17 protein-coding genes are annotated in these 19,846 nt (G+C 68.7%); 10 read left to right on the top strand and 7 right to left on the bottom strand.

Translation table 11 applies throughout. The features are described from left to right. Positions 1–42: 42 nt before the first annotated feature. Positions 43–546, top strand: coding sequence for a GNAT family N-acetyltransferase (locus GII31_RS09970; RefSeq protein ID WP_260840407.1), 504 nt, complete (start codon positions 43–45; stop codon positions 544–546). 333 nt (positions 547–879) lie between these two features. On the opposite strand, the gene zapE is transcribed toward GII31_RS09970, so the two are convergent. After that, on the bottom strand, positions 880–1,896 hold the full coding sequence (gene zapE, locus GII31_RS09965; protein WP_260840406.1) for a cell division protein ZapE: 1,017 nt from the start codon (positions 1,894–1,896) through the stop codon (positions 880–882). Positions 1,897–1,931: 35 nt separating this feature from the next. On the opposite strand from zapE, the gene GII31_RS09960 reads away from it, so the two are divergent. From GII31_RS09960 to msrB, 4 genes are all read left to right on the top strand, one after another. After that, positions 1,932–2,720, top strand: coding sequence for a pyrimidine reductase family protein (locus tag GII31_RS09960; RefSeq protein WP_213249118.1), 789 nt, complete (start codon positions 1,932–1,934; stop codon positions 2,718–2,720). 72 nt (positions 2,721–2,792) lie between these two features. Continuing rightward, positions 2,793–4,379, top strand: coding sequence for an alpha/beta hydrolase (locus GII31_RS09955; protein ID WP_213249116.1), 1,587 nt, complete (start codon positions 2,793–2,795; stop codon positions 4,377–4,379). 51 nt (positions 4,380–4,430) lie between these two features. Beyond that, positions 4,431–5,714 carry a glycosyltransferase family 87 protein gene (locus GII31_RS09950; protein WP_246222198.1) on the top strand — a complete coding sequence of 428 codons (1,284 nt, stop codon included), beginning with the start codon at positions 4,431–4,433 and terminating at the stop codon, positions 5,712–5,714. Continuing rightward, positions 5,711–6,112, top strand: coding sequence for a peptide-methionine (R)-S-oxide reductase MsrB (gene msrB, locus GII31_RS09945; RefSeq protein ID WP_213249113.1), 402 nt, complete (start codon positions 5,711–5,713; stop codon positions 6,110–6,112). The genes GII31_RS09950 and msrB overlap by 4 nt, the downstream gene beginning before the upstream one ends. A gap of 57 nt (positions 6,113–6,169) precedes the next feature. On the opposite strand, the gene hemQ is transcribed toward msrB, so the two are convergent. Then, positions 6,170–6,865 carry a hydrogen peroxide-dependent heme synthase gene (hemQ, locus tag GII31_RS09940; protein WP_213249111.1) on the bottom strand — a complete coding sequence of 232 codons (696 nt, stop codon included), beginning with the start codon at positions 6,863–6,865 and terminating at the stop codon, positions 6,170–6,172. Positions 6,866–7,091: 226 nt separating this feature from the next. On the opposite strand from hemQ, the gene GII31_RS09935 reads away from it, so the two are divergent. Further along, positions 7,092–7,928, top strand: coding sequence for an SDR family NAD(P)-dependent oxidoreductase (locus GII31_RS09935; RefSeq protein WP_213249109.1), 837 nt, complete (start codon positions 7,092–7,094; stop codon positions 7,926–7,928). Between the two features lie 43 nt (positions 7,929–7,971). Here GII31_RS09935 and GII31_RS09930 read toward each other — a convergent pair whose 3' ends face one another. Next, positions 7,972–9,342, bottom strand: a complete 1,371-nt coding sequence (locus GII31_RS09930) for an FAD-dependent oxidoreductase (RefSeq protein WP_213249107.1) — start codon at positions 9,340–9,342, stop codon at positions 7,972–7,974. Then, positions 9,339–10,445, bottom strand: a complete 1,107-nt coding sequence (gene hemE, locus GII31_RS09925) for a uroporphyrinogen decarboxylase (protein WP_213249105.1) — start codon at positions 10,443–10,445, stop codon at positions 9,339–9,341. The genes GII31_RS09930 and hemE overlap by 4 nt, the downstream gene beginning before the upstream one ends. Positions 10,446–10,543: 98 nt before the next feature. Between hemE and GII31_RS09920 the strand changes: the two genes are divergently transcribed. Next, positions 10,544–11,164, top strand: coding sequence for a DUF3000 domain-containing protein (locus GII31_RS09920; RefSeq protein ID WP_246222197.1), 621 nt, complete (start codon positions 10,544–10,546; stop codon positions 11,162–11,164). Then, the gene (locus tag GII31_RS09915) at positions 11,161–12,405 is read left to right on the top strand and encodes an HRDC domain-containing protein (protein WP_213249103.1); all 1,245 of its coding nucleotides are present in this window, start codon (positions 11,161–11,163) and stop codon (positions 12,403–12,405) included. The genes GII31_RS09920 and GII31_RS09915 overlap by 4 nt, the downstream gene beginning before the upstream one ends. A gap of 182 nt (positions 12,406–12,587) precedes the next feature. Here the strand turns inward: GII31_RS09915 and dxs are convergent, their stop codons facing one another. Further along, on the bottom strand, positions 12,588–14,567 hold the full coding sequence (gene dxs / locus GII31_RS09910) for a 1-deoxy-D-xylulose-5-phosphate synthase (RefSeq protein WP_260840405.1): 1,980 nt from the start codon (positions 14,565–14,567) through the stop codon (positions 12,588–12,590). Positions 14,568–14,793: 226 nt separating this feature from the next. On the opposite strand from dxs, the gene GII31_RS09905 reads away from it, so the two are divergent. Then, complete coding sequence (locus GII31_RS09905; protein WP_213249099.1) at positions 14,794–15,639, top strand: alpha/beta hydrolase; 846 nt, start codon at positions 14,794–14,796, stop codon at positions 15,637–15,639. Positions 15,640–15,722: 83 nt separating this feature from the next. Here GII31_RS09905 and GII31_RS09900 read toward each other — a convergent pair whose 3' ends face one another. Beyond that, positions 15,723–17,000 carry a class I SAM-dependent RNA methyltransferase gene (locus GII31_RS09900; RefSeq protein ID WP_213249097.1) on the bottom strand — a complete coding sequence of 426 codons (1,278 nt, stop codon included), beginning with the start codon at positions 16,998–17,000 and terminating at the stop codon, positions 15,723–15,725. A gap of 1 nt (position 17,001) precedes the next feature. Beyond that, a complete protein-coding gene (locus GII31_RS09895; protein WP_213249095.1) occupies positions 17,002–19,011 on the bottom strand; it encodes an APC family permease in 2,010 nt (669 codons plus the stop codon). Between the two features lie 167 nt (positions 19,012–19,178). Between GII31_RS09895 and GII31_RS09890 the strand changes: the two genes are divergently transcribed. Continuing rightward, positions 19,179–19,844 carry a potassium channel family protein gene (locus GII31_RS09890; protein WP_213249093.1) on the top strand — a complete coding sequence of 222 codons (666 nt, stop codon included), beginning with the start codon at positions 19,179–19,181 and terminating at the stop codon, positions 19,842–19,844. The last annotated feature ends 2 nt before the right edge of the window (positions 19,845–19,846 follow it).

Genomic DNA, 19,846 nt, shown 5'->3' with positions numbered 1-19,846 from the left:
AACACCTCTGGGCCGGTCATCGAGCTCCTCACCGATGACCGCATGGCCGAGGCGGTCGCCCGCGTCGCGGCCATCACCTTTCCGCTGGCCTGTCCCCCACACTGCACCGACGAGGACATCGCGGCGTTCATCGCGAACAACTTCGCTCCGGCGAGCTTCGTGCGGCACATCGAGAACCCCGACTCCGATGTGCTCGTGGCCCGCGAGGACGGTGAGGTGGTCGGCTACAGCCTGGTCCACCACACCGCACCGTCGAATCCCGATGTGGTGGCCGTGGTCACCGACAGGCCCGCGTCGGAGATATCGAAGCTGTACGTGCTGCCCGGCCACCACGGCTCCGCGGTGGCCGCCGCCCTGATGACCGCCGCCCTCGCGGCCTCCCGGGACCGCGGCAGTGTCGTCGCGTGGCTCGGTGTGAACCAGCACAACCATCGAGCCCAGCGGTTCTACGCCAAGTCGGGTTTCACCCGTGTCGGGGAGAAGACCTTCGACCTGAACGGGAACGTCGAGCACGACTACGTCCTGAGCCGTCATCTGACCTTCTGATCAACCGGCCGACCGCGGCCGTCGTCCCATCACCGAACGACACCCGATCACGTCCCCCGGCGCCGCCCGCATTCTCGATATCGCGATGCCGCCGGGCATCGCGGTCGTCCTGGCGCTGAACGCGTGCGGGTCCGCAGACTCCTGGCACGACAGACTCCTGGCACGACAGACTCCTGGCACGACAACATGGGGAACTCCGGTGCAACCGCGTGCGGCACCGACTGCTCGACGGATGGATCGGCCGTGATCGCCGACGCGGCCCGGCAGATCGCCTCCCGCCCGGCTATGACATCTCCGTTCGAATGGACCGATGCACAGTGCTGAATCCGACTGTCACACCTTGGATTCGGCGAATCGGGACAGGGCGAGCAGTCGCGAGGTGGCGCGCAGGTACTTCTTGCGGTAGCCACCGTTGATCATCTCGTCGGTGAAGATTTCGTCGAGTTTGCTACCGGCGACCGTGACCGGGATGTCGGCGTCGTACAGGCGGTCGGCGAGCACCACGATCCGCAGCGCGACCGTCTGATCGGGCGCCGGATGCACCCCGTCGATGCACACCAGCGACACTCCGTCGACCAGTGCCTTGTACTTGGACGGGTGCAACGTCGCCAGATGCTTGCACAGGTCGTCGAAGCTGTCGAGGGTGGCGCCCGGGGTGGCCTCGGCGACGGAGACCAGTTCGGCCTCGGTCCTGGGTTCGGGTGCCGGCGGCAGGTCGCGGTGCCGGTAGTCGGGACCGTCGACACGGATCGTCTCGAAGATCCCCGACAGCTTGCGGATCTCGCGCAGGAAGTCCTGTGCGGCGAACCGGCCCTCGCCGAGCTGGCCGGGCAGCGTGTTGGAGGTGGCCACGATCGACACCCCGCGCGCGGACAGCTCGGTCAGCAGCCGCGAGACCAGCATCGTGTCACCGGGATCGTCGAGCTCGAACTCGTCGATGCAGAGCACGGTGTGTTCGGACAGCCGGTCGACCGCGTTGGTGAAGCCGAGCGCACCGACCACGTGGGTGACCTCGACGAAGGTGGCGAACGACTTCGGGGCGGGCATCGAATGGTAGATCGACGCCAACAGGTGCGTCTTGCCGACACCGAAACCACCGTCGAGGTACAGGCCGACGCCGTGCTGGGGTTCTTTGTTCCGGGAGAAGAAGCCCTTTTTCTTTCCCCGGACCTTGCTCGCGCGGGCCACGAAGTCACGGGCCTTGGCCACCGCCTGCGCCTGGCTGGGCTCGTTGGGGTCGGGAATGTACGAGTCGAAACTCACGTGATCGAACGTCGAGGGTGGCACCATGTCGTCGACCAACGCGTCCGGGGAGATCGAGGGGTTTCTGTCGCAGAGTCGTGCCACCATACGTGGAGCGTAGCGGTCCGGTCCATGATGGACTCATGTTCTCCGAGCTGAAAGCGACCCACATCACATCCGGAAGTGTCGATGACCCGGCCACGCTCCGCGCACTGGCCGATCTCTATCCGTATCCACCGACGTCGTCATCGCCGCCCGGTACGGGTACACCGTGGTTCCGGGTGAACTTCGTCAGTTCGATCGACGGAGCCGTCACCCGCAACGGAAAATCCGGCGATCTCGCCGGACCGGGTGACCGGGCCGTCTTCCGGGTGTTGCGTGCGCTGGCCGACGTGGTCGTGGTGGGCGCCCGCACCGCGCTGACCGAAGGCTACCGGCAGCCGCAGCCCGACGACGTGTTCGTGGCGGCCCGGCGGAGGGACGGGCAGGCACCGGCCCCGACGCTCGCGCTGGTGTCCCGGTCGCTGGGCATCCCCACCGACTACTCCCCGCTTGCCCACCCCGACACGGTGATCTTCACGTGCGAGGCGGCCCCCGCCGACCGCAGGCGGGCGCTGACCGATGCGGGCGCGACCGTCGTGTCCTGCGGCGAGGACACCGTCGATCCCGAGCTGCTGATCCGGGAGTGTGGTGAGCGCGGCTGGGGCCGGGTGCTGTGCGAGGGCGGGCCCAGCCTGTTCGGCAGTGCGCTGGCCGCCGGTGTGGTGGACGAGCTGTGTCACACCACCAGTCCGATGCTGGTGGCCGGTGGTGCGGGCCGCATCGCGAACGGCCCGGCGCTCGCCTCGCAGCGGTCGATGCGACCGGTGACGGTCGTGGCCGACGACGACGGATTCGTGTTCACCCGATGGGTCCGCGAACCCGCCCGCTGACCCGCCGCACACAGCCGTCCGGGTCCGCTGCGGTATCCGGGCGACCGATCGGTATGCCGTAGGCTCGCGAACATGCCTCGGTTCAGTCCGCCACGCGGTGCCCTGCGCCTGGCCGCGGCTTCGCTGGCCGCCGCCCTCACACTCGCCGGCTGTGCCACCGGCCCCGACCCCGGTCCCGATCTGGTCACCGGCGACGACGGCGGTTCGGGCCCGGCGAGCACTTCGGAGTCGGCAACGGCGTCGTTGCCCGCCCTCACCGCGCCCGCGAGCGAGCTGTCGTGGACCGACTGCGCCGACTCCGCCGTCAGAACCTACGGTGTCCGGCCGGCCACGGGCACACGGATCGAATGCGCAGTCCTGGACTCCCCGATCGACCCCGCCGACCAGGATGCGGGCACCTTGACCGTGTCACTGACGCGGGTGCGTTCGGCCTCGACGCCGACACAGGCGGTGCCGGTGGTCCTGACCACCGGCAGCGACTTCCCGTCGACGCTCGGCGCGCTGCTCCTGGCCACCGGCCCCGGCCGTTCCCTGCTCGACACCAATCCCGTGGTGGCCGTCGACCGGCGTGGTCTGGCCGACAGCAGTGCCGTGGACTGCCTGACCCGGGACGAACGCACCGCGATCTTCACCAACGGCCAGGTCGGCCGTGCCCGCGACACCGCGGCCCGGATCGAGACGTTGACCACCGCCGCGGCGTCGGCTTCGGACGGCTGTACCGAAGCGCTGGACCCGACTCAGCTCAGCTACTCGATCGCGAACGCGGCCGCCGACATCGACACGCTGCGCCGGGCGTGGAAGGTGGACCGGCTGGCGTTGCTCGGCATCGGCGAGGGTGCCGATGTGGTGCTCGCGTACACCGCGGACTTCGGTGGCCGCGCCGGACGCATCATCCTCGACACGCCGACGGCGTTCGGCAAACCGGCCAAGGATCGGGCGCGGCTGACCGCGGGCGGTGTCCAATCCGCGCTGCAGACGTTCGCCCAGCGCTGCGCCGCCGCCGATAGTTGCCCGATGGGCGGCGATCCCGCCGGCACCCTGGCCCGGGTTCTCGCCGACGCACGCGCCGGACGGCTCGGTTCCCTGTCCGAGGCCCAGGCGCTCTCGGCGATCACCACCGCGCTGGCCACCTCGCCATCGTCGTCGGCGACGACCCGGCAGGTGGCCACGATGGTTGCCGACGCCGCGAACGGCGACGTCGACACCCTGGCCGCGGCCGCCGAACGGGGCGCCACCCTGCGCTTATCGGACGGACAGCTGCTGGCGCGGTGCAACGATGCCACCGGCACGGTCGGACAGAACGAGGTGCCCGCGCTGATCACACGCTGGGCCGACCAGTATCCGCTGACCGGCACCGACACGGCGATGTCGCTGCTGCGCTGCTCGGGTTGGGGAACGGCACCAACCTCCAACCCGCCGTCGGATCTGCCGGTGGTGCCGGTGGTGCTCAACACCACGGACGATCCGGTCAACGGCGGTCAGGGCGCGCGCGAACTCAACGCCACCCTGCTGCGGGCCGGGGTCACCCCGTTCGCGGTGCGTTGGGACGGACTGGGCTACTCGACACTGGCCAACAGCACCTGCGCGGCGGCCTTGGTCACGGACTATCTCGGTACCACACCGCTCTCGGGCCCCACTGAGCGGGACTGTCCCACCTGACGGTCCGGGTCGCTCACCGATCGGGACGGCCGCCCGTAGTACGGTTCGCGGGTGGCAGTAGTAGATCGCATCCTGTTTCCGCGGAGTTCCGCGCAACGGGTGATACCGATGATCCTGTGGCCGATATCGATCATGATGGTGCTGCACCGATCGGTGATACTCGGTGTCGACGGCGCTCGAACCAATGACTTCCGGCCCGTCTACCTCGCGGCATGGCGTTTCCTGAATGACTTCCCGGTATACGCCGAGAACTACGACACCGTGGATCCGCACTATCTGTATCCGCCGTCGGGAACGCTGGTGATGGCCCCGCTGGCCACACTCGACTACGAGGATGCCCGATGGGTGTTCATCGCGCTGAGCACCATCGTGTTGGTGCTGTCGGCGTATCTGTTGGTGCGCCTGTTCGGCTACGGGATCGGCGGCTGGCAGATGCCCGCGGTCCTGCTCTTCTTCTTCAGCACCGAAACCGTCACCAACACTCTGGTGTTCACCAACTTCAACGGATTCGTGCTGCTCGGCCTGCTCGGCTTCCTGTTAATGCTGCGCGGCCGCCACGACTGGTGGGCGGGGGTGTTCATCGGTCTGACGATCGCCGTGAAGCCGGTGTTGGCGCCCCTGCTGCTGCTCGCGCTGCTGAACCGGCAGTGGAAGGCGATCATCCCGGCCGCGGTGGTGCCGTTGGCGCTGCTGGTGATCGCCTGGCCGATGGGCGTCGATTCGGCCGACTTCGTGCACCGCACCCTGCCGTACCTGAGTGAGGTCCGCGACTACTACAACAGTTCCATCGCCGGCAACGGCGCCTACTTCGGTGTCGCGGACTGGCTGGTGCTGCTGCTGCGGGCGGCGTTCGCCCTGATGGCCGTGTTCTCGCTGTGGTTCCTCTACCGGTACTACCGCAGGACCGACGAGCTGCTGTGGCTGACCGTGTCGTCGGGTGTGCTGCTGACCACCGAATTCCTCGTCGGCTCACTCGGTCAGGGCTACTACTCGATGCTGCTGTTCCCACTGCTGGCCTCGGTGCTGCTGCCCGGCTCGCCGATGCGCAACTGGCCCGCCTGGCTCGGCGTGTACGGCGCGTTCGCCTTCGACAGCTTCTACTCCGACCGGTGGGAGGCGTTCGGCCGGATGATGGAGTACAACAAGGTGACCATGGGCTGGTCGCTGATCATGGTCGCCGTGTTCTGTAGCCTGCTGTTCCGCTACCTCGATCTGCGCAAGGCCGGCGCGGCCGGTCCGCTGCTGGAGGAATGGCCGCGACGCCACCGTGCTGCGGAGGACGCCGACGCCGTGGGTGGCGACGATCCCACCCCGGTGACTACCGTGAACGGATGACCGACTTCACCGAACTCTCCGACGACGAGTGGAAGGCACGCCTGACCCCGGCCGAGTTCCGGGTACTGCGCCGAGCCGGTACCGAGGCACCGTTCACCGGGGAATACACCGACACCACCACGGTCGGGGTGTATCGGTGCCGGGCGTGCGACGCCGAACTGTTCCGCAGTGAGCAGAAGTTCGAGTCGCATTGCGGCTGGCCGTCGTTCTTCTCCCCGCTCGCCGGCGACTCGATCATCGAACGCGCCGACGATTCGCTGGGGATGCGCCGGGTGGAGGTGCTGTGCGCGAACTGCGGCTCACATCTGGGGCATGTGTTCTCCGGCGAGGGCTACCCCACCCCCACCGACCTGCGGTACTGCATCAACTCGATCAGCCTGCGGCTCGAACAGAGCTGACGGTCCGGGCCCGGTCGTGGCCGTCCCGCACGGGTACGGCCACGACCGGGTTCGGTGTCACGGCAGCGAGTCGATGAGCGCCTCGACCTCCACACGCGGACCGGAGAAGAACGGGGTCTCCTCACGCACGTGCATGCGCGCCTCGGTGGCCCGCAGATCGCGCATCAGATCGACGATGCGGATCATCTCGGGCGCCTCGAACGCGAGCAGCCACTCGTAGTCGCCGAGGGCGAACGCGGGCACCGTGTTGGCGCGGACGTCGGCGTAGCTGTGCGCGGCCATCCCGTGGTCCTTGAGCATCTTGCGACGGTCCTCGTCGGGCAGCAGATACCACTCGTACGACCTGACGAACGGGTACACGCAGATGTAGTTGCCGGGCGCCTCACCGGCCAGGAACGCCGGGATGTGGGCGCGGTTGAACTCGGCGGGCCGGTGCACGGCCGCGTTGCTCCACACGGCGTCGGACACCTTGCCGAGCTGCACCTCGCGACGGAACCGGGAGTAGGCCCCCTGAAGTGCCTCGATGCCGGGTGCGTGCCACCAGATCATGAAATCCGCGTCGGCACGCAGTCCGGCGACGTCGTACACCCCGCGCACCACGATGCCCTCGTCCTCGAGGGAGGTGAAGAACGCGGTGGCGTCCTCCTTGACCTTGGCGCGGTCCTCGGGAAGTTCCCCGGCACGCACCTTGAACACCGAAAACATCAGGTAGCGGATCGTCGAGTTCAGTTCGTCATAATCCAGGCGGCTCATGACCTCTATCGTGCCACCGGGCAGAAGGGTCGAACGCAGAAGGGTCGAACGCAGAAGGGTCGAACGCAGAAGGGTCGATCGGCCAGTCGGGGATGCCGGCGCCGTCGACGTTGTCTATGTATCAGGTGTACTGATCGGCGATGGTGATCGATCGTGTGAGGGACGGGCGATCAGTATGGGCACACCGTTCTCCCGCGAGTGCACGAGGTGTGCTTAGAGTGGTCCGATGTCAACCACTTCGCCTGCCCCTGATCGCGTCGCACTAGTCACCGGAGCAAGTCGCGGTGTCGGCCTGGGCGTCGCCACCGCACTTCGTGACGCCGGTTGGCGCGTCTACGGCACCTCTCGACGTGGTTCGGGGCCGACCGGGATCGTCAATCTTCCGGTCGATCACGCCGACGACGACGCTGTCGCAGCCGCCTTCGCACAGATCGCCGACGAGGCCGGTCACCTCGACCTGCTGGTGAATAACGCCTGGGCCTCTCCGCGAGGGTTCGCCGGCTTCACCGCGAAGTTCTATGAGCGCCCGATCTCGGATTGGGATTCCCTGATCGGCATCGGCCTACGCTCACATTATGTGGCCGCGGTCCACGCCGCCGCACTGATGGTGCCCCGGGGTAGTGGGCTGATTGCCTCGACCTCGTCATTCGGCAGTCGTGGGCACCTGCATTCGGTGCTCTATGGGATGGGCAAGACGGCCTTGGACAAGATGGCCTACGACATGGGCCATGAATTGACGGGAACCGGTGTCACCGCGGTGTCGCTATGGCTCGGCTTGATCCGAACGCCTCTGCTACTCGGTAGTGGGTTGACCGAATTCGCCGGCTTTCCGGTCGACCGGGCCGAAGACCCCGAGTTCGTCGGACGCGTCGTCGCGGCCTTGGCCGACGATCCCGACCTCGGGCGCCAGAACGGGCACACCATCGTCACCGCCGAATACGGCGCCGAGCACGGGATCACCAACAACGATTCGGCGACGGTACCCGATTCCCATCGACCGGCATTCGGTGGTGGCCCGCTCTTCCCGCCGGCGACGGAGCCGATCGACAAGGATCGACGGTAAACGGATGGACTCAGGCCCCACCCGCATCAACCACCGTCCCCGATCAATGCACCGAGGTGAGGTCGGCCACGAGATCGGCCGCCGCGTACCCGGCGTCGGCGACGCACGCGGGTACGCCGACACCGGCGTATGAGGATCCGGTGAGGACCAGCCGGTGCGGCCGAGATCGCCGGGCTTCGGCCATGCGGGCGAGGTGGCCGGGGGCGTACCTCGGAAGTCCGGTCGGCCATCGCTGTGCCTGTGCCTCGACGATGCGGTCCGCGACCGATCCGCATCCGGCGGTGGCGATCACCTCGTCGAGGTCGTCGAGCGCGATCGACACGAGTTCGTCGTCACCGGCGGTGACGGGTTCGCCGTAGCGGCCGAACGAGGCCCGCACCGACACCAGTCCACCACCCGCGACGTGCGCCCACTTCTGGGAGCTGAATGTGAAGGCCTTGGCGCGCAACGATTCACCGGTCGCCACGAGGACACCGGAATGTTCCGGTACCGCGGTGCCCTCGGCCAGGGTGATGGAAACGACGGCACTGCCCGCCGGCTCGACGGCGGCCAGGTCCGCCGACAGCGCCGGTGCGGAGTCACCGAGCAGCCGGGCGGCCTCCCAGGCGGGCGCGGCCACGATCACCCCCGCATATGTCCGTCCGTTCACCTCCCAGCCGTCGGCGGCGGACGCGAGCGCTGTCACCTCGTGCTCGACTATCCGCACCGCCGACGCCGCGGCCAGGGCGTCGACGAGCGTCCGGTAGCCGCCGACCAGGGTGCCGAACACCGGTCCGGTCGTACCGGCTCCGGCGGCGATCAGGTCGGTGACCGCGGCCCGGACACCGGGCGCACCGGCGTCCAGTCGGGCGGCGAGGGCCGGAAGCGCCTCGCGCAGGCCGATGTCGCCGGACAGGCTGGAGTACACGCCGCCGAGCATCGGGTCGACGCTACGGGCCACCACCGACGGCCCGAACCGGTCGCCGATCAGATCCCCGACGCTCGGGTCGGCACCGGACTTCCACGTCCACGGCCGCCCGGGTTCGGCGGCGATCCGCACCAGATCGTCGGCGTCGGCCAGACCGTCGACGGCGTCGGGGGTGGCGGGTACCCCCATCAGGGCGGGTGTCGGCAGCGGGTGCAGTCGGCCACCGGACCAGATGGCCGGTCGGCGGCCGGTCGGTGACACGACGCGGTCGCCCAGGCCCAGTTCGCGTACCAGGTCGAGGACCTCGGGCCGCCGGACGATGAACGCCTCCGCCCCGACGTCCACGGTGAGCCCCCCGACGGTGGTGGTGTTGAGCAGGCCGCCGAGCCGCCCGGACCGCTCGTACAGGTCGATGGATATGTCGGCGCCGAGAGCCTGCCGGAGTCGGTAGGCGGCGGTCAGCCCCGACACTCCCCCACCGATGACCGCGACCGCGCGCGTGGTCACGGCAGGTCGGCGGAGTGGATGAGTTCGACGGTCCGGGTGAGGGTGTCCGGGTCGGTGGTGGGCAGCACCCCGTGCCCGAGGTTGAAGATGTGCCCGACGGCGCCGGCGGCGATGGCCCGGTCACCGTCGTCGACGACCCGTCGCACCTCACGCTCGATGACGTCGGAACCGGCGAACAGCACCGTCGGGTCGAGGTTGCCCTGCACCGCCTTGCCGGGGCCCACCCTGCGCACGGCCTCGTCGAGCGGGACCCGCCAGTCGACGCCGATCACGTCCGGCCCGACCTCGGTCATCGCGGGCAACAGCTCACCGGTGCCCACCCCGAAATGGATGCGCGGTACTCCGTAGTCGGCGATCTCGGCGAACACGCGGGCACTGTGCGGTGCCACGTAATGCCGGTAGTCGGCGGGCGAGAGTTGACCCGCCCACGAATCGAACAGCTGCACGGCGTCCACACCCGCGTCGAGCTGCACCCGCAGGAACTCGATGGTGATGTCGGCCAGGTGCCCCATCAGCGCGTTCCAGGTGACCGGATCGCCGTACATCAGTGCCTTGGTGTGCGTGTAGGTACGGCTCGGGCCACCTTCGATGAGATACGACGCGAGGGTGAAGGGAGCGCCGGCGAAACCGATCAGCGCGGTCCTCTCGGCCAGCTCGGCAAGGATCAGTTCGACGGCCTTGCCGATCGCGCCGACACCCGCGGGCTCCAACCTCGGCAGCGCGGCCACGTCGCCGGTGGTGCGGACCGGTCGGGCGATCACCGGACCGGTGCCGGCGACGATGTCGAGGTCGATGCCCGCGGCGCGCAGCGGCACGACGATGTCGGAGAACAGGATCGCGGCGTCGACGTCGTGCCTGCGAACCGGTTGCAGGGTGATCTCGCAGACCATCGCCGGGTCGAAGCAGGCTTCGAGCATCCCGTGGTCGGCGCGGATCGCGCGGTACTCGGGCAGTGATCGCCCGGCCTGGCGCATGAACCACACCGGACGTCGGCTGGGTTTGCGCCCGGTCGCTGCGGCAACCAGCGAGAGCGGTGAACTGTGGCTGCGTGAGCGCCGATTGTGCGCTCCGGATTCGTGCGGCATCACGGTCAACTCTGCCATGATCGGCCACCCGCGAACACGGCGGGACTCCCCTCGCGAGGCAGCGCTCTTCGGCGCGCCTCCACGACGACACGCCGTCACCGACTTACCGTACGTGCGTGACCCCTCCCGGAGCTTCGACCGAGTCCTCAACGCGCATACCGGAAGACTTCCGGCTCGCGGTGGACTCCTTGGCCGGTGCGCACATCCGCCCGGAGATCGAGGTCGGACCCATTCGCCCGCCACAGCGGCTGGCGCCGTTCAGCCATGCACTGGGCGCCGAGGTGCAACAGATCGACGACTCCGAAGGGCTGCACGAGGACGACCAGGGCAGCACGTTCGGCCGGTTGATCCTGTTGCACGACCCCGCCGGGCACGAGGCGTGGAACGGCACGATGCGGCTGGTGGCCTACGTGCAGGCCGAGGTCGAGGCCGCACTGGCGATGGACCCGCTGCTGCCGGAGGTCGCCTGGAGCTGGCTGGCCGATGCGCTGGGGGTCGCCGAGGGCGACACGGCGTCATCGTTCGGTGAGGTGGAGGTGACCGCGCTGGGCGGGACCGTAACCTCCACCACATCGGTGCGCTACGGCGACATGGCCGGACAGCCGCGGACCCACCAACTCGAACTGCGCGCCTCGTGGACGGCGACGGATCTGGGCCTCGGCCGGCATCTGGAGGCCTTCTGCGAGGTCCTGTCTGCGGCGGCGGGCCTGCCGCCGGTGGGTGTGACCGAGCTATGACCGACACGCCCACGCCACTCACCGAGCCGGCCGGCGGTGTGCCGCCGGTGCTGACATCGGCGGACGAGTTCGCCGACACCGCGCGACGTCTGGCCGGCGGTACCGGCCCCATCGCCGTCGACACCGAACGCGCGTCGGGCTATCGGTACTCCCAGCGCGCCTACCTGATCCAGCTCAAACGTACGGGTGCGGGATCCTTCCTGCTCGATCCCACCCTGGACCCGGAAGCACTGACCCCGGTCATCGACGTGCTGACCGGCCCCGAATGGGTGTTGCACGCCGCCGACCAGGATCTGCCGTGCCTGCGTGAGGTCGGTTTCGTGTGCTCGGAGCTGTTCGACACAGAACTGGCCGGCCGGCTGTTGGGACGTCCGAAGGTGAACCTGGCCACCATGGTCGAGGAGTTTCTGGGACTCGGGCTGAGCAAGGGCCACGGCGCGGCGGACTGGTCGCGGCGGCCACTGCCTCACGATTGGCTGGTGTACGCGGCGCTGGACGTGGAGGTGCTGGTCGAGTTGCGCGAGGCCACCGCCGCAGCCCTGACCGAGGCCGGCAAGGGTGAGTGGGCGCATGAGGAGTTCGCCGCGATACTCAACCGGCCCACGCCACCGGCCCGCGTCGACCGGTGGCGCCGGACCACCGGGATCCACACCGTCAAGAGCGCCCGCGCGCTCGCCGCGGTACGTGAACTGTGGCTGGCGCGCGAGGAGGTCGCCCGCCGCCGTGACATCGCCCCGGGGCGCATCCTGCCCGATTCGGCGATCGTCACCGCCGCCACCGCCGACCCGGCCACCATCCGCGATCTGACGCGGCTACCGGTGTTCGGCGGTCCGCGGCAAAGCCGCAACGCCCGAACCTGGTTCGACGCGCTCGAACGGGCCAGAGCGCTGCCCACCGCCGAACTTCCCCCCCGCAAACCACCGTCGACCGGCCTGCCCGCCTACAACCGATGGGATCGCAGCAACCCGGAGGGCGCCGAACGGGCCGCCGTGATCCGGCCGCTGCTCGGTGCGCTCGCCGAGGAGAACGAGCTTCCACCCGAGAATCTGCTCGCTCCGGACGTCGTGCGCACCCTGTGTTGGGAGGGCGTGGACCTGCCGGCCACCCCCGAGTCCGTCGACGCCCGTCTCGCTGATGCCGGGGCCCGGTCGTGGCAGCGGTATGTGGTGTCCGGCGCGATCGCCGAAGCGCTGAACACAGCCGGTGACGCGCCGGACAGCGCACCGACAGCCGATGCCTGACCGGCCCTGATCATTGACCGGCCCTGATCATTGGCCTGCCCTGATCATTGGCCTGCACTGGTCATTGGCCTGCACTGGTCCGGGATGAGCCGTGTGGTGGCGCGGCCGCGAGATGGAGAAGGCGGGCTACCGGTTCCAGTGCGGCGTCGGCGCCCGAGGTGGCATCGAATCCGCTGCCGGAGTCAGTCGTCGGCGTGCGAGTCGGCGGTGCGCGAATCCGCGGCCTGATCGGCCGGAGCATCCGCGAGTGCGTCGTCACCGAGTTCGGGAATCGACTGCATCCGCGAAACGGTTGCCGTGATGGACCGCGCCAGGTCCTGTGCGGTCAACCCGAGCTCGGCGAGAATCTCTCCGCGCGACCCCATCTCGATGAATTCCTGCGGGATACCCCGCTGCTGCACCGGAACCACCAGATCAGCGGCACTCACCGCCGCCGCGACGGCCGAACCGACGCCACCGCTGATGCCGCCGTCCTCCAGCGTCACCACCAGACGATGCGTGCGGGCCAGGCCGACGATCGATCCGGGAACCGGCAGCACCCAGCGCGGGTCGACGACGGTGGCCGCGATCCCCTGCTGTGACAACCGGTCGGCGGTGTCGAGCGCGAGCGAGCAGAACGCACCGACCGCGACGATGAGCACATCACCACTGACCGTTCCCGCGCCCGGCACGCCGCGGCGCAGCACATCCACTCCGTCGGCCAGTCGCTGAACGGACCGGATGTCTTCGGGCACAGCACCTTTGGAGAACCTCACAGCGGTGGGTCCGGTGTCGGTGGCGATCGCCTCGGCGAACTCCTCACGCAGACGCACCGCGTCGCGCGGAGCGGCCACCCGCATCCCGGGCACCATCGCCAACAGCGACAGATCCCACATGCCGTGATGGCTCGGTCCGTCGGGTCCGGTGATGCCGGAACGGTCGAGGACCACTGTCACCGGCTGCCGCAACAGGGCCACATCCATCAACAGCTGGTCGAACGCCCGGTTGAGGAAGGTGGAGTAGATGGCCACCACGGGATGCAGGCCGCCCAGGGCGAGTCCTGCGGCGGAGGTCAACGCGTGCTGCTCGGCGATTCCGACGTCGAAAAGTCGATCCGGGAACTTCTCCCCGAAGGGCAGCGTGCCGGTCGGGCCGGGCATCGCGGCGGTGATGGCGACGATGTCCTTGCGGCGGGCACCGGCCTCGATGAGTGCGGCCGAGAACACCTCGGTCCAGCCCAGCGGTGACACACTGGTGGCCCGCCCGGTGACCGGATCGATGACGCCCGTGGCGTGCATCTGGTCTTCCTCGTGGTTCTCGGCGGGCTCGTAGCCCATGCCCTTGCGGGTGACGGCATGCACGATGACCGGCCCACCGAACGCCTTGGCCTGCGCGAACGCCGATTCGAGTTCAACGATGTCGTGGCCGTTGACCGGCCCGACGTACTTGATCCCGAGATCGGTGAACATGGCCTGCGGGGCGAGCAGATCCTTCAGACCACTCTTCATACCGTGCAACACCGCGTACGCCGGTTCGCCGACCACCGGAAGCTTCTGCAGCGCCCGGCGGCCCTCGGTGAGGAGCCTCTCGTACCCGGGCTGCAGGCGTAGACCCGACAGGTGCCGGGCGAATCCGCCGATCGTTGGGGCATAGGAACGGCCGTTGTCGTTGACGACGACCACCACCGGCCGGTCGGCGGCGGCGATGTTGTTAAGCGCCTCCCAGCACATGCCACCGGTGAGCGCACCGTCCCCGACGACCGCCACCACGGTGCGGTCCTGCCCGGTCAGCTCGAACGATTTGGCCAGGCCGTCGGTGTAGGACAGCGCCGCCGACGCGTGCGAGGACTCTATCCAGTCGTGCTCGCTCTCGGCTCGCTCCTGATAGCCGGTGAGCCCGCCACGCTGGCGCAGCTTGTCGAAACCGGCTTTGCGGCCGGTGACGATCTTGTGCACGTACGACTGGTGGCCGGTGTCGAACAGGATCGGATCGTGCGGCGAATCGAACACCCGGTGCAACGCCAACGTCAATTCCACGACGCCGAGGTTGGGGCCGATATGTCCGCCGCTGGCGGCGACCTTCTCGATGAGGAACGCGCGGATCTCCGCGGCCAGTTCGACCATCTCGTCGTCGGAGAGCGACCGGAGATCGGCAGGAGAATCTATCCGATCGAGCACGCCCATCGCCAAACCTCCATCATCACCGTCACACTCGTCACGCCCGGACACTCGGAGTGTCCGCGGGGCGTGCTGCACAGTCTAGGCGACCGCGCCGACCGCCCCCGCCAACCCGGATGTGATGTACCACCGTCCGCGGCCGGTGACCCCGGATGCCACTATGTGAGGGCGAACGCATCTGAGAACCCGCACAATCGGGTACTGCCAGCACCCACCGACGTAAGGAGGCCACGTGCCGACCGAAGAACGCCAATTCCTGGGCGCCCACGGGCATGTCATCCGCTATGACGTGAGCATCCCCGACGGTGAGTCGCGCGGCGTGGTGCTCATCGCACACGGTCTCGCCGAGCACGGCCGACGCTACGGCCATGTGGTGCGGGCGATGGTGGCGGCCGGCTTCACGGTCGCGGTCCCCGACCATCTCGGGCACGGGCGTTCCGATGGAAAGCGACTGCGGATCAGCAATTTCGCCGACTACACCGACGATATCGACACCGTGCTCGATGCGGTGCGGATCGACGGACTGCCCACGTTCCTGCTCGGGCACAGCATGGGCGGCTGCATCGCGCTCGACTACGCCCTCGATCACCAGGACCGTCTCGACGGCCTGGTGCTCTCTGGTGCGGCCGTGGTCCCCGGGTCCGATCTGTCGCCGATCCTGGTCAGACTCGCCCCGGTCCTGGGCCGCCTGGTGCCCTGGCTGCCGTCCACCGCGCTCGACGCGGAAAGCATCTCGCGCGACCCGAAAGTGGTGGCCGACTACGACAACGATCCGTTGGTGGTGCGCGGCAAGGTCCCCGCGGGCCTCGGCGGCGCGTTGATGACCACCATGCAGTCCTTTCCCGGACGCCTTCCCTCGCTCCGGATCCCGCTGCTGGTGATGCATGGCGGCGACGACGCGCTGACCGAGCCCGAGGGCAGCCGGATGGTCGACCGACTGGCCGGGTCGACGGACAAAACGCTGATCATCTACGACGGGCTGTTCCACGAGATCTTCAACGAACCCGAACGTGAGACGGTGATCGGCACGACCGTGGACTGGCTCACCGCACACGCCGACGCGGCCCGGGTGTCCTAGCTGTACGTGTCCTACACCTGGCCACACGGGTCCGGGCCACACGGGTCCGGGCGACACGGGTCCGGGCCACACACCCGGCGCGGTCAGCGGGTGAGGCAGGCGATTGTCTCCACGTGGTGGGTGCCCGGGAAGGCGTCGAACGCGCGCAGCGCGCGAACACGATAGCCACGCTCGGCCAGGAACGCCAGGTCACGGGCGAAACGGCCGACATCACAGCCCACATGCACCACCACCCGCGGGTCGGCAGCGGCGATCATGTCGATCACCGCGCGCCCGGCGCCCGTCCGCGGCGGATCGAGTACCACGATGTCGGGAGACGGCAGACCCACCGCGGTCTCGGCGACCTCGCCGCGATGCGCGCGGAGCCGCGCCTCACCGGCGAAGGTTGTGCTCGCGGCACTGATGGCACCGGCGTCCGAATCCACCACGTGGACCTGCGCGGCAGCATTGTCGAGCAGCGCGCCCGCATAGATCCCCGCACCCCCGTACAGGTCCCAGGCCACCGTGCCCGCCGGATCGACGTCCACGTTCTCCATCATGGCGACGACGGTGGCGGCATAGGTGGCCGGTGCCGCCCGGTGCGCCTGCCAGAACCCGTTCACCCCGATATCCCAAGTACGGTCACCGACCGTGTGCGGCACCGTTTCCGCGCCCTCCAGCATTCTCGTGCTGCGTGCCGCGGCCCGACTCCGGCGGGTGCGCTGCACATGCCGCCGGTCGCCCCTGTCTCCGCGCACCGGTTCCGGCGGCGCGATCTCGGCCAGATGGCGGCCGTCTGCACCGGCGACGGCCACGATCTCGGCGCCCGGGGTGAAACGCTCCACGTCCAGCCCGGCGACCAGACCGGCCAGCGGCGCGCTGCAATGGTGTCCGACGATGACCGTGCTCGCGTGCCACGCATGCACCCCGGCCCGGCCCTGATCGTCGACGAACAGCCGGGTGCGGATGCGCCAGCCCTCCCCGTCCGGTCCCAGCGCCCGCACTCCCTCGTCGAAAAGTCCCGCGGCCGCCAGTCCGTCATCGGTCAGCGGCCCGATGCGGCGCAGCACGTCGGCGGTCACCCCGGTCTTGAGTCGACGCGCCGCGGCCGGCTCGACGAACGACAGGTCGCAGCAGCCGGCCCCGTGTGCCGCGGCCTCGCACGCCGGCGGCACCCGGTCCGGAGCCGGATCGAGGACGTCGGTGACCACGGCCCGCCAGAAACGATCGTTGCTGCGGTCCTCGATCCGCACCCGGACCCGCTCACCCGGCAACGCGCCCCGCACGAACACCACCCGCCCGTCGACATGGCCGACGGCGTCGCCGCCGTTTGCCATTCGCACCGTCTCCAGCTCGGTGTCCAGCACATTCAGATCAGTCATGTCAGCGTCGTTCCGTCCCACCCATGCCGCGGCGCGTGTCGCCGGGTCCGTATACATTCATGTCGCGATCCTTGAGCCGGTCGGAGGAGTTGAGCTGCCACGGCACCGACGTCACCATCACGCCGGGTTCGAACAGCAGTCGGCTCTTGAGCCGCAACGCGGACTGATTGTGCAGGATCTGCTCCCACCAGTGACCCACCACGTACTCGGGAATGAACACGGTCACCACATCGCGGGGTGATTCGCGGCGGACCCGGCGCACATAGTCGATCACCGGCCGGGTGATCTCCCGGTACGGCGAGGCGATCACCTTGAGCGGCACCTCGATCTCGCTGGCCTCCCACCGCGACACCAGCGTCCGGGTGGACCGGTCGTCGACATTGACCGTGATCGCCTCCAGTGTGTCGGGTCTGGTGGCGCGCGCGTAGCGGACGGCGCGGCGGGTGGCGAGATTCAGACCCGACACCAGCACGATCGAGTGGGTGCGGCTGGGCAGGACGGCGCTCTCGTCGTCGCGGTCGAGTTCACGCTGCACATTCGCGTAGTGTGAGTGGATCAGCTTCATCAACCCGAAGATCGCCACCATCAGCACGATCGCGATCCACGCACCGGCGGTGAACTTGGTGATCAGCACCACCACCAGCACGGACGCGGTCATCACCAGGCCCACGAAGTTGACCACCCTGGACTGCACCATCCGCCGCCGCGCCTGCGGGTCGGTCTCCGTGCGCAGCAGCCGCGTCCAGTGCCGCACCATCCCCGTCTGGCTCAGCGTGAACGACACGAACACGCCCACGATGTACAGCTGGATCAGCACGGTGACCTCGGCGCCGAAGGCGATCACGAAGATGACCGCGGCCACCGCAAGGAACAGGATGCCGTTGCTGAAGGCGAGCCGGTCACCGCGGGTGTGCATCTGCCGGGGCAGGTAGCGGTCCTGCGCCAGCACCGAGGCCAGCAGCGGAAAGCCGTTGAACGCGGTGTTGGCGGCCAGAACCAGGATGAGTGCGGTCGCGATGGCCACGAAGTAGAAACCGATCGAGACGTCACCGAAGACGGCCATCGCCAACTGCGCGATCATCGACTTCTGGTGGTAGTCCGCGGGTGCACCGATCAGGTCGTTCGCCGGATCCATCACGTACTTGGCGCCGATCTTCTGGGCCAGCAACACGATACCCAGCAGCAGGGTGATGGAGAACGCGCCGAGCATGAGCAATGTGGCCGCCGCGTTGCGCGACTTGGGCTTGCGGAAGGCGGGCACCCCGTTGCTGATCGCCTCCACCCCGGTGAGCGCGGCGCAACCGGACGAGAAGGCCCGGGCGATCAGGAACACGAACGCGATCCCGGCCAGGTGATGGTCCTCGGCTCGCAGCCCGAACCCGCTGGTCTCAGCATTCAGGTCTCGGTCCAGGAGGAAAACTTCCACAAAACCCCACACCAACATGGCACCCACACCGATGATGAACGCATAGGTCGGGATCGCCAGAACCGCACCGGATTCCTTGATTCCGCGCAGATTGATCGCGGTCAGCACGGCGATCGCGGCCACGCTGAACCAGACCTTGTGCTCGTGGACGAACGGGACCGCGGACCCGATGTTCTCGGCGGCCGAGGCGATCGACACCGCCACGGTCAGCACATAGTCGACGAGCAGCGCGCTGCCGACGGTGAGCCCCGCGTTCGGCCCCAGGTTGACGTTGGCGATCTCGTAGTCGCCGCCGCCGGAGGGATAGGCGTGCACGTTCTGGCGGTAGCTGGCCACCACGACCACCATCACCACGGCCACCGCGACCGCCACCCACGGAGTGAAAGTCAGCGCGCTGACCCCGGCGATCGACAGGACCAGGAAGATCTCCTGCGGCGCGTACGCCACCGACGACATCGCATCGGAGGCGAAAACGGGTAGCGCGATGCGTTTGGGCAGCAGGGTGTGATCGAGTTTGTCGCTGCGGAACGGCCGGCCGAGCAACAGGCGCTTGACCGCGACAGACACCTTGGAGACGGTGGACACCACGCAACACTAGGCCGTGCCCATCGCAAAGACCACCGGGCCCGACAAGTGAGCCTCGGGCCGCCGTCACGGCCGCCGATCGCGCCGTCCGCCGTCGCATCCGCCGTCGCATCCGCCGACGGCGCGGGGTACGTTGAGCAACGTCACGTGTGGGAAAGGACGCCCGAGTGCGCGTAGTCATCATGGGGTGCGGCAGGGTCGGATCATCGTTGGCGATGTCCATGAACCGCCGCGGCCACGAGGTCTCGATCATCGACCGCGACGCCACCTCGTTCATCCGGCTCGACCAGCAGTTCGGCGGCGCGAAAGTCGTCGGCGTCGGATTCGACCGCGACGTACTGGTCCGGGCCGGCATCGAAACAGCCGATGCGTTCGCCGCCGTGTCCTCGGGCGACAACTCCAACATCATCGCCGCACGGGTGGCCCGCGAGACCTTCGGCGTGCCGCGCGTCGTCGCCCGCATCTACGACGCCCGCCGCGCCGAGGTATACGAACGGCTCGGGATTCCGACCGTCGCCACCGTCCCGTGGACCACCGAACGTTTCGTCTCGGCGCTCGACGAGACCGCCAACACCATCGAATGGCGCGATCCGTCCGGCACGCTCGGGGTGGCCCGCATCGATGTCGACGAATCGTGGATCGGCACCACGGTGGGCCGGTTCCAGGAGCAGACCGGGGCGCGTATCGCCTTCGTCAGCCGAGTGGGCCGGATGATCCTGCCCGATGTCAAGACGGTCATTCAGCAGGACGACCAGGTGTATACCGCGGTCCTGCTCGACAACCTGGCCACCGCCCGGGCCCTGGCCGCCGGACCTGCCCCGGCACGGGACTGAGG

The organism is Gordonia pseudamarae, from assembly GCF_025273675.1.
Lineage (GTDB): Bacteria > Actinomycetota > Actinomycetes > Mycobacteriales > Mycobacteriaceae > Gordonia > Gordonia pseudamarae.
This window is presented reverse-complemented; position numbering and strand designations above follow the sequence as displayed.